The sequence below is a fragment of the Psychrobium sp. MM17-31 genome, assembly GCF_022347785.1.
GTDB lineage: Bacteria > Pseudomonadota > Gammaproteobacteria > Enterobacterales > Psychrobiaceae > Psychrobium.
On record NZ_JAKRGA010000008.1, the window covers coordinates 82003 to 90580 of the forward strand.

Below are 8578 nucleotides of genomic sequence, written 5' to 3' on the forward strand. Positions count from 1 at the left end.
CTTTAAATTTACTGTTCTCGTAACGCAGATTGTTTGGCTCTCAATACCGGGTTGAGAATATATTCCAATACAGTGCGTTTTCCCGTAATGACATCAACGGTTGTCATCATCCCTGGGATAATAGGAAGTTCCGTTTTATCTTTTTTAATAATACTCGATGATTCAGTGCGTACTCGAATAACATAAAAGCTATTACCTTTGTCATCCTGTGTTGTATCAGCACTGATGTGTTCTACTTTGCCGTGTAAACCACCGTACTTGGCAAAGTCGTAAGCCGTGACCTTTACAATGGCGGGGAGGCCAGGATGTAAGAATGCGATGTCTTGTGGCTTGATTTTCGCTTCTATCAATAACTTGTCTTGGGTGGGCACTATTTCCATCAGGGGTTGCCCTGGAGTAATTACACCGCCAAGAGTATTGATATGTATAGTTTTTATTGTACCAACAACAGGAGAAGTCATTAAAGCTTTTTCTACTTTATCTTGTACACCGACTTGAGCCTCATTCATGCGCGATAATTCTGCTTGCATTTTATTGAGCTCAGCACGAGTATCAGTACGATATTTTAGTGCCGTTTCTCGACGTTGAAGAATAGTTTCATTGAGTGATGACTCTGATTTAGGACGTAATAGCTGTACGCCTTCTAACTCACCTTGAATATCATTTACATTTCGTTCTAGTTTAAGTAGCTCGACCTCTGGAATGATATTTTTCTCCGCTAATGGCCTTGTAAGAGAAAGCTCTTTGTTAGCAAATTCATAGCTGCGTTTTAATGTTGAGATCTTTGAATCTAATTCTTGGATTTCTTGTGTCTTTTGCTCGATCTTTGTGCCTTGAATTGCCAATTGGTTGACAAGGCTATCTAGGCGGCCATTGTATTCCTGCTGTTGACGAGCCACTAACTCTGGCATCTTTTGTTTTAGCTCTTCGGTGAAGATGGTGTCTTTCTTGGCTATTTTGATCTGTAAACGCCAGTTACTGTCATCACCTACTAAAATACTACTGAGCTCGGCACGCAATCGAATAATGTTTGCGCGTAAACTATCTACTTCCTGCTTTTGCTGATTTACATCTGATTGAAAACGAGTATCGTCGATACGCGCGATAGGTTGTCCTTTGGTAACTGGCATCCCTTCGGTGACGTAAAGCTCTTCTAATATACCGCCATCTAAGCTTTGAACAATTTGGGTTTGTGATGAAGGGATGACCTTACCTTCACCTGAGGTAACTTGTTCTAATGAGGCAAAGTAAGCCCAAATAATAAAGGTCAAAATGAGTGCGGCTAGTGCCCATATAGTAAGACGGTGAATACTTGGTGCTTGTGTAAGCATCGCACCGTATACATCGTCTGCCATTTCGATATCTTGTTGGGTTATTTTCATTTCTTTTCACCTCCCAAGGTACCGGCTTTGAGCTTCTCTAATACAGCGTCGCGAGGCCCATCGGCAATGAGTCGGTTTTTATCTAGGACAATAATTCGGTCGACTAAATTTAGAAGGTGCATCTTATGAGTAATTAACAACATAGTACGATCTTTACCCGTGAGTTTCATAGAGCGGATAAACTGATTTTCAGCTCGAGCATCAAGACTCGCTGTCGGTTCATCAAGTAGCAGAATAGGGGGATCGTTTAAAATTGCTCGTGCTAAAGAAACACTTTGGCGCTGCCCGCGTGATAATGCTTGGCCACCTTCGCCGACTTGCATATCTAAGCCTTCGCTTTCGAGATCGGTAAATAAACTAACGCCTGACAGCTGAACGGCGCGAATTAATTGATATTCAGTAACTTGTCGGGTGCCGAACAAGATATTATCGCGGATGGTACCGTGAAATAGTGTTACTTCTTGTGGCAAATAACCGAAATTACGTCTTAAATCACTTGGGTGAATTTGCCCATGATTAACGCCGTCAAATTGCAGCGATCCCGTAGATGGTTGGTAAAGTCCCAGAAGTACCTTAGCAAGGGTTGTTTTTCCGGAACCATTACGGCCAATGATCGCAACTTTTTCGCCAGGCTCGATCTTAATCGACATTGGATAGAGTGCGGGTTTTTCCATCTCTGGGTAAGTAAAGCCAAATTGCTCTGCATTGATGTGACCCTTTAAGCGCGCAATGCTTACAAGTTGTCCTTTGTTGTCAAATTCTTCCTCGGTTTCCATCAAGGTGTTAATAGCGGACATTGCCGTTAAAGTATGATTTGAGCGAGTCAGTAAGCCAGCTATTTTAGCCATTGGTGAGATTGCGCGGCTAGATAACATTACAGACGCAATAATTGCCCCCATGGAAATGAGGTTTTCTGATACGCGATATACGCCAAGTACGATAACGCCGATAACAGCTGTCTGCACCACGAAACTCGCAACGTTTGAAACTGAATTCGAAATGTTTTTCGACTTCATATTCCAATTAGATGTATGACCAAGCATCTGTTGCCACGCTTTTTGCACGATACCTTCGGCGCCATTGGCTTTAATGGACTCAATAGAGCTCAAACTCTCGATCAAATGACCGTGACGGAGGCTTGAGAACTTACTACTCTCTTCGATAGCATGGCGAAGTTTAGGCTGCAGGAGTAGGGTGTAGCCGATGATAATAATCGTTGCAATAATCGGGAACATCACAAGGTCACCAGCAACTAGCCATATGATGAACATGAAGAATAAGGCAAATGGTAAATCAACCATCGCGGTGATTGTTGCTGAAGATAAAAAATCGCGAATAGTATCAAATTCACTTACTTGCTTAGCTGTGCCACCGACACTCGGGCTTCGTTTTTCAAGCGGAATACCGATGACTTTAGAAAACAGTTTTGATGACATAGTTATGTCAATCTTTTTGCCGGCAACGTCGATAAGGTAGCCGCGTAACTGTTTTAAAAGCAGGTCAAATATGTAAGCGAGGCCAGCACCTAACGCTAACACCCACAACGATTCAAAGGCTAAGTTGGGCACAACCTTGTCATAGACGTTCATGACAAATAACGGCGAAACAAGTGCAAAAATATTGATTAATATTGTCGCAATGATTACATCGCGATAAATGCTGGCTGCACTTTTTATCGATGCCCATAACCAATGTTCTTTGTGCTGATAATGATGAACATCTTGTAGTTTATCGCCGCGGTATTGTTGTTTGATTAAAAACAAATATCCTACGTATTGAGTTTCTAATTCTGCAATCGTAAGTTCATCTTGCCCGCCCGTTTCTGGTAGCGAAATAATTGCGCGATCTTTTTCAAAATCGAGTTCTTGCAAAACACAGGCTTTTTGATCTTTGAGTAAGAGAATACATGGCAATAACATGCCAGGTATTTCATCTAGGCCTTTACGATTGAGTTTTGCCGTTAAGCCTGCACGGGATGCCGCTTGAGGAACAAGTTCTGGAGAGAGAACTGCTTCTGTAATAGGGAGGCCCGCTGATAGCGCTTCAGCAGAGCAGGGGGTTCCGAAATGCTCAGTTAAGATTACAAGACAGTCCAATAAAGGATCGCTATTAACCCGCTGAGACGGTGAAATTGCCCATTGGGGCTGTGACTTTCCTTGTGGCTGCAATGTTATTACCTTCGTGCTTCTAAAGTTGATAAAATGCCAATGCGATTAAGCATTGGCATTTTTCATTTTTACGCTATTTATTAACAATATAGCACATTATTTATCACTCGGTAATATCCTCGTCATCCAACAATGAATTGCTATTTAATGCCGATTCATCACTCGCATTACTCGGACTCAACAATGCTTTATCCCCTAGATTAGTGAACAATGTATTGATGACAGCAGATTGTCCTTGTTGTAATTCATTTGATAGATCAACACCTTCCAGCGTTATTGTTTGACTAGGCTCGCCATCCTTGTCTACCGAAATAGTGGTGCTATTTTCATCAGATGTAATGGATAGATAGTTCTCCAAATCAGTAGCGTTGTCAAGCGCTATTAAGTCGGATAAATCGAGTTTATCTTCATTTAATACAAAGCCTTCGATAGTTTCAGAGTGGCCAACTAATACTCCTGCATCCGACATCGGTGTCATTTGTGGAGCATCTAGCCCGTCAATCATTACATCATCACCATTGTCACCGATTAAGAATTCGTTGCTTGCCGGTGCTAATTGCGGCGTTAATGATTTAGTAACAAGTCCATCTTCTGGTGATGATTGTGGTTCTGCTAGAGGGTTTATAGTTAGAACTGCACTAGAGGAGTCCTCGGTTGAATTTCCTGCCTCATCAGAAGTGGTCGCTTTAACTGTATAGCTGCCGTTGGCTAGTTCGTTAGGTAATGTCAATGACCAACTATCATTGTCAATTGTCAAATGCTCACTCTTAGAGTCATAACTAGCTACCAGTACAGTTCCACTATAGATGTTTACAGTGAGATAATCTCCGCTACTCATTTCTGCGGTGCCAGAAATAGTCGGTTTTACAGTAGAAGTAGACAGTGAGTTAACTGTCGGTGCTTCTGGCGCTGTTAAATCAATAGTAACAAGTGCTGCATCAGGTATACGTATATTACCTGCCAGATCTGAAATTGACACTGTTGCAGTTATCACTTTACCATCAATGATTACCTCATTTGGTAAATTCAGCGAATATGTATCTTTCTCTAACATTTCTGCTGAAACAGGTATCTCATCTGTTACAGCATTAATACCGTCAACCATAAAGCGGATGTGAAGTGTATCGCCTTCTTGAATTGCTGGGTCTGATAGATCTACTGATACGACTATAGGGTCCTGACTCTCTTTAATATTAATAAAGTGGTCATCTCCTGAATCAATCGTGACTTTTGGTGCGCCGGCTGTTGTATCAATCTCAACTGATTGCGTTAAGCTATCAGTGATATTTCCAGCTGTGTCAACAACTCTAAACTCAAAATCATGTTTGCCTTCAGAAAGTTCACGATCTTTTAGATCTAATCTCCAGTTTGCGCCGACAAATACGCCATCTTTATACTGGGAATTTGTATTAATGCGTTGCCATTGTCCGTCTAAGAACACCTCTAAGGAATCGTCGGTTCTAATGATATTGGCAGATAGCTCACCTTTAATTTCGATAGTGGTGTCTTTGGTTAAGAAGGTATCCTTAGTGCCTTCATCATCCACAAGCTTCAGATTACCAATTTCTGCACCTGTACTTGCTGTATGAGGAGCTGAATTAGTGTCTATGGAAATTGGCTTGGTAAACTCAATAGTTGAGTTACCTGCTAAATCAGAGACTCTAAAGCTATAAACATAATCACCATCTGGTAATGTTCGTTCATCAGTATATGTCCAATTTACAGTACCATCTATCTCGGTAATTTGGTCTGATGGTACTTGTGTCCACACACCGTCGATATTCACTTCTAGGTATTCATTGGACGTCAGAGCCGTGGATAAAGTACCTCTAATCACGAGACCTTGATTCTGTTTGGTAATAAAATCACTGTCAGACTCGCCTGTATCCGGAGATATACCAGTCATTTCTACAATAGCAGTTGACGCTTGTGTATCGACAGTAACAGTTTGTTGTACTGAACTGATCAGGTGGCCAGATTTAGTTATTACTCTCAATTCATAAGGGTAATCACCATCTTGCAAATCAGCATTTGTAGAGTAAGACCATCTATGAGTAGTAACACCTTCACTATTTAAACGTTCCGTAGGATAAATCTGAATCCATTTTTCACCATCAAATAACTGAAGTACTTCGTCGTCTTGAAGCTTTCTTGTGAGCTGTCCTTCAAGCGTAAAGTTACTGTCGCTTGTTACATAATCATCCGTGTACTTGCCAGTATCGGCTGATACACCAGTAACCGAAACTTCTGAACCACTGTTAAATAAGTTTTCCTTGTCTATAACTACTGTTATCTGTGAGGAGCGACTATATAGGCCTGTTTCATCGATTACACGTGCTTCGTACTTGTATTCTCCATCAGGTAAGAACCTTTCATCGTTATAACTCCAAATGAACCCAGAACCATCGCTCGCAGGAGTAATAGATGAACTTGGAATGGTAATCCATTGTTGATTAACTCGTAATTGCAGTGTTTCATCAGATTCGAGTGCCTTATCGAGGGCACCAAATATTGTGATTTGGTTGTCTTGAGTGATAAAGTCCGAATCAGAAATACCATTATCTTCACTGATGTGAGTGATAGTAGCGGTCGCTTCTGGTGGATCTAGTGTGACTAGACTTGTATCTTTGATCTGATCATTACTACCGTCCGTAAACATGATTACGGTAATTTCGCCACTTGCGAAACCTCTTGAGGCAATCTCGTGTGCACGAGCATCTATCTTTCCATTCTCGTCGACCGTGATAAACTCTTTTTTGATATTAAAAGAAACAGTTTGGTTTGCTTCATTCTTGCCTACTAGCGTAATACTAACAATCTCTTCGTTGTTAACTAACTGACCACCAATGTAAACTGTTTCATTAAGATCTAGTTTATCAAGGTAGCCATCACCATCCAAAATAACTACACGAGATTTGTCAAATACATCAATTGGTGTTTCATTATCCTTAAAAGCAACGGTTTCAATATCAATTAATGTTATGACTTTCGTGATGTCTGGGTCCACGCCTACGTATGTTAAGGTTGTATGTCCCGCTGCATTCTTTCCTGACACAAACTCATTGGTAAATCCGTCGATAACAACTTTATCAGCATCTCCAGCGCCACCATCAACTACCACTTGATTTGATGTATCAAGTGAAATATTAATTGTGTCATTGTCGTTACCAGTGAAAATGTACTCTTGGCTTATACCATTAATATTAGCACTTTGAGTCGATGTAATTTCTTCATTTGAACGAGTAAATAAAATAGCTTCAGATTCTTGATAAATGCCACTCGCAACATCTGCATCATTAAACATTACCGCTTTTAGCTGATGGGCTTGGTTTTCTAGTGTGGTATTATCTACGTCAATTTCCCATGAGCCATCTGCCGCAACTAGTGTTTCACCAAATACGACTCCATTTGGGTCCACCAATTGAACGAGCTTTCCTTCGAAGCCACCAGTTCCTTTGATCACTGTAGCACTATAGTCGTCTGACTCATCAACAGCATCAGATATTTCAAACGGAATAATATTAATTGGTACGTCAATCGAACCGCTTGTAGCGGAAATGACTGGTTCAGCTTCGTATCCACCCCAATCATTCGTCGAACGGGCTCTGACTTCTAATATTCTTGCGGTCAGAGACGTAATATTCGCAGGGAATTCTTCAGAAATAGACTCGAGTGTATACTGCCTGGTTGTATCTCCAACGTAGAAGAGAATATTACGTCCTTCAGTATAAGTAACAACCTCTCCTGTTGCTGGATCTATTGCCTCAAATTGGAGCCTCACAGCGAGTGCAGGCCTACCTGGGCGAAATGCGACAGTCGGGTCATCAGATATACTGATATTAAAAGTGATTGGGCCATCATCGATAATTTGAGCTGGACCGGAAATGGAGAATTCCGGAGCATCTTTTTCACTATCAGGCTTGATAGTTAGCGAACTCGAAGAGTTAGAAGTATCAATTGTCGGAAGTAGGTGGAACCCTGCCGTACCTGAAGAGTTATTACTATCTTCAACTTTGTCGAGCGTTACTATTAATGTTTCATCTAACTCTAAAACACTATCGTCTAGTGTAGAAATGTCGAATGTTACCGAAGTGTTTCCTCCTGTTATTTCGACATAAGGAACACCTGTAAAGTCTTTACCTTCCTCTGCGTCACCAGAATACTTCAGATAAACTTTAACGATTTCCCCAGCTGGAACTTCTTTGCTTAGCGTAACTGTAAAAAGGTTTGAATCCTCTCCTTCAATAACATCTGCATTATTTGGTCCAGTTAACGTCACTGTCGGTGCTGATGTTTCTATTGCAAAATTAACTACATCGCTGATTAAGCTAGATTGGCCAGATGAATCGATAATTTGAGCTGAAATACTATAATCGCCATCGATTGGTGCAGGGATTTCAATATCAAACGGCTTAGTTAGATCGGTGCCATTTGGAATTACAGCATTAATAAAACCTGAGGCATTAATTGTCGTTGGAACAATCAATTTAACTGTATCACCAATAGCAGTACCATGTGGAAGTTCTACAGAAACCGCGATAACGTTCTCATTCGATTCATTCTTGATCTCATCTTCATCAATAGTGAAATCATTTTCACTTGCATTGATACCTTTTATGTTAACTACAGGTTTTGTAATAACGGCGGTATCAAGGGTAAATTCGCTCTCACCTTTAATTGAATTATTACCTGCTGCATCGGTCACGATAGCACTCACATCGTAGTCACCGTCGTTAAATAGACCGTTGCTGCTAATATCATTAACAGGAATGGTCACGACAATTGGTGAACTTTCATCCCACGTATCAGCGATGGTGTGTTTAATCTCAACATTGCCGCCACCCGGTTGGGTGAGGGTGAGGGTAATAACATCGCCTTTTTGAGTGCCTGTCGGCACCGCGATGCTCACCGCGACACCGTCACTGGCTTCATCAACGTTAACGTTGTTGCTTGCTTCAGCAATAGTAAGTACCGGTGCCTGATTGTTATCAGGATTAACAGGGTCAATACCCGGACCTGTTGTATCAA

3 protein-coding genes are annotated in these 8578 nt (G+C 41.2%); all 3 read right to left on the minus strand.

The genetic code is table 11. The features are described 5' to 3' along the window. Positions 1-8: 8 nt before the first annotated feature. The 3 genes from MHM98_RS18345 to MHM98_RS18985 all read right to left on the minus strand — a co-directional run bounded on the left by MHM98_RS18345 (position 9) and on the right by MHM98_RS18985 (position 8459). Positions 9-1382, minus strand: a complete 1374-nt coding sequence (locus tag MHM98_RS18345) for an HlyD family type I secretion periplasmic adaptor subunit (protein WP_239440852.1) — start codon at positions 1380-1382, stop codon at positions 9-11. Then, a complete protein-coding gene (locus MHM98_RS18350) occupies positions 1379-3550 on the minus strand; it encodes a type I secretion system permease/ATPase (protein ID WP_239440853.1) in 2172 nt (723 codons plus the stop codon). The genes MHM98_RS18345 and MHM98_RS18350 overlap by 4 nt, the downstream gene beginning before the upstream one ends. A gap of 103 nt (positions 3551-3653) precedes the next feature. Then, the gene (locus MHM98_RS18985; protein WP_239440854.1) at positions 3654-8459 is read right to left on the minus strand and encodes an Ig-like domain-containing protein; all 4806 of its coding nucleotides are present in this window, start codon (positions 8457-8459) and stop codon (positions 3654-3656) included. Positions 8460-8578: the final 119 nt, after the last annotated feature.